Raw genomic sequence first — 2,764 nt, 5'->3', positions numbered from 1 at the left:
CGCCGAGGTCGTGGAGGGCTACCTCGTCCGCGCCGGCCACACCGTCGACCGGGCTGCAGACGGCACGGCGGCGCTCGACCGGGCCGCCGCCCGGTGGCCGNNCTCGACCTGATGCTGCCGGGGATGGACGGGTTCGAGGTGTGCGGCCTCCTGCGGCGGCGCGGCCCGGTGCCGGTCGTGATGCTCACCGCGCGGGGCGATGAGGACGACCGGATCCTCGGCTTGGAAGTAGGGGCCGATGACTACGTGACGAAGCCGTTCTCCCCACGGGAACTCGTCCTGCGTGTGGAGGCCGTCCTGCGTCGCGGCCGCACTGCGCACATCTCCGGTCCCGACCGGGCGCCGCTGGCCGCGGCCGGGCTGAGCGTCGAACCGGCGGCCCGCCGGGCGGCCAAGAACGGCCGGGAACTCGCCCTCACCCTCCGCGAGTTCGACCTGCTGGCCTTCTTCCTGCGCCACCCCGGCCGGGCGTTCGGCCGCGAGGAGCTGATGCGGGAGGTCTGGGGCTGGGACTTCGGCGACCTGTCCACCGTCACCGTCCACGTACGCAGGCTGCGCGGGAAGGTGGAGGACGATCCGGCGCGGCCGTGCCTGATCCAGACGGTGTGGGGCGTGGGCTACCGCTTCGACGCGGGGGCCGCCGACGGGCAGGGCCACCCGACGGAAGCCGGGAGCTGACCGCCGTGCAGGACATGCTCCTCATAGCCCTGTTCGCCTTCCTGGGGGCGGCGGCCGCCGGGCTGCTCGGCGCCCTCGCTCTGCGACTGCTGCGGCACCGGTCGCTCGTGGTGACGCTGACCGTCGTCGCCGCCGTGGCGGTCACCGCGATGCTCGCGGGGACGCTGGCGGTGGCGTGGGAGATGTTCCTGTCCCCGCACGACCTCACCGTGGTCACCGTCGTGGTCGCCATGGCCGCAGTGGTGTCCCTGGCGACCGCGCTGCTGCTGGGCCGGTGGGTGGTTGCCCGCAGCAGGGCGCTGACCGACGCGGCCCGCTCCTTCGGCGACGGCGGCAGCTTCGCCGCCCCGGACGGCCCGTCCACTGCCGAACTCGACGCGCTCACCCAGGAGTTGGCTGCCACCAGCGCCAAGCTCGCCGAATCCCGGGAGCGGGAGCGGACGCTGGAGACCTCGCGGCGCGAACTCGTCGCCTGGATCTCGCACGACCTGCGCACCCCGCTCGCCGGGCTGCGGGCCATGTCCGAGGCCCTGGAGGACGGCATGGCCGCGGACTCCGGCCGCTATCTGCGGCAGATCCGCACCGAGGTCGAGCGGATGAACGGCATGGTGGGCGACCTCTTCGAGCTCTCCCGCATCCACGCCGGGGCGCTTGCCCTGACCCCTGCCCGGATCTCCGTCCACGACTTGGTCGGCGACGCGCTCGCGGGCGCGGACCCGCTGGCGCGCGAGCACGGCGTACGGCTGGTGGGGGAGCGCGTCGAAGCCGTGCCGGTCGAGGTCGACACCAAGGAGATGAGCCGCGTTTTGGGCAACCTCCTCATCAACGCGATCCGCCGGACCCCGGCCGACGGCACGGTCGCCGTGGCCGCCCACCGCGCCGGCGACGGCGTGGTCCTGTCCGTCACCGACGGCTGCGGCGGCATCCCGGACGAGGACCTGCCGCGCGTCTTCGACACCGGCTGGCGCGGCAACCACGCCCGCACGCCCCCGGCGGGCGCGGGCCTGGGCCTGGCCATCGTCCGCGGCATCGTCGAGGCTCACCGAGGCAGCGCGACGGTACGCAACGTGGTGGGCGGCTGCCGTTTCGAGGTGACCCTGCCGACGGCGGGGTGATAAAGGCGCGGGCGCGCTGGGAAGTTGGCGGGCGCGGCGATGGCCCGTCCCCCTCGCCCCGCCGTCTCCTCTCCCTCATGTCCTCATCGCCTCAGCCGCGCCGCCGCGAAGTCTGCCATCCCTTCCGCGAAGCCCACCTCCGGCCGCCACCCCAACTCCTCCCGCAACCGGCGTGAGTCGGCGGTCACATGGCGTACGTCCCCCAGGCGGAACTCGCCGGTGACGATGGGCGCCGGGCCGCCGCACGCCGTCGCCAGCGCGTCGGCCATCTCACCGACCGTGTGCGGCTCGCCGCTCCCGGTGTTGTACGCGGTGAAGCTGCCGGCCGCCCGTTCCCGCACGGCCTCCAGCGCGAGCGCGTTGGCCGTGGCCACATCCCGTACGTGCACGAAGTCCCGCCGCTGCCCGCCGTCTTCGAAGACCCGCGGGGCCTCGCCGCGGGCCAGCGCCGAGCGGAAGAAGGACGCGACCCCCGCGTACGGGGTGTTGCGCGGCATCCCGGGGCCGTACACATTGTGGTAGCGCAGCGACACCGCGCGGCCGCCGGTCGACCGTGCCCAGGCAGCGGCCAGGTGCTCCTGGGCGAGCTTGGTGGCGGCGTACACGTTGCGCGGGTCGGCGGGCGCGTCCTCCGCCACCAGCCCGGGCGCCAACTCGGCCCCGCAGGAAGGGCAGCGCGGCTCGAACCGTCCCGCCGCCAGATCCGCCGCCGCCCTCGGCCCGGGCCGGACCCGCCCGTGGCGCGGGCAGCCGTAGCGCCCCTCCCCGTAGACCACCATCGATCCCGCGAGCGCCAGCTCCCGTACGCCCGCGTCGGCCATGGCGGCCAGCAGCACGGCGGTTCCGAGGTCGTTGCGGCTGACGTACTCCGGCGCGTCGGCGAAGTCCTTCCCCAGCCCCACCATCGCCGCCTGGTGGCACACGGCGTCGACCCCGTTCAACACCGCCGCCACGGCGCCCCGGTCCCGCAC

General features: G+C 74.8%; 3 protein-coding genes. 2 read left to right on the top strand and 1 reads right to left on the bottom strand.

Annotated elements, in window-relative coordinates; genetic code table 11:
• Positions 1-102 precede the first annotated feature (102 nt).
• A partial coding sequence (locus tag AOK16_RS22940) for a response regulator transcription factor (RefSeq protein ID WP_240483708.1) occupies positions 103-678 on the top strand: 576 nt, incomplete at its 5' end.
• 5 nt (positions 679-683) lie between these two features.
• Positions 684-1,793 (top strand): sensor histidine kinase, encoded by a 1,110-nt coding sequence (locus tag AOK16_RS22935; protein WP_055474051.1) that lies wholly within the window; start codon positions 684-686, stop codon positions 1,791-1,793.
• Positions 1,794-1,876: 83 nt separating this feature from the next.
• Here AOK16_RS22935 and AOK16_RS22930 read toward each other — a convergent pair.
• Positions 1,877-2,764, bottom strand: an 888-nt coding sequence (locus AOK16_RS22930) for an NAD-dependent epimerase/dehydratase family protein (protein WP_055474050.1), incomplete at its 5' end; no start/stop codon positions are given.

It is taken from the genome of Streptomyces pathocidini (genome assembly GCF_001418495.1).
GTDB classification, from domain to species: Bacteria; Actinomycetota; Actinomycetes; order Streptomycetales; family Streptomycetaceae; genus Streptomyces; species Streptomyces pathocidini.
This window is presented reverse-complemented; position numbering and strand designations above follow the sequence as displayed.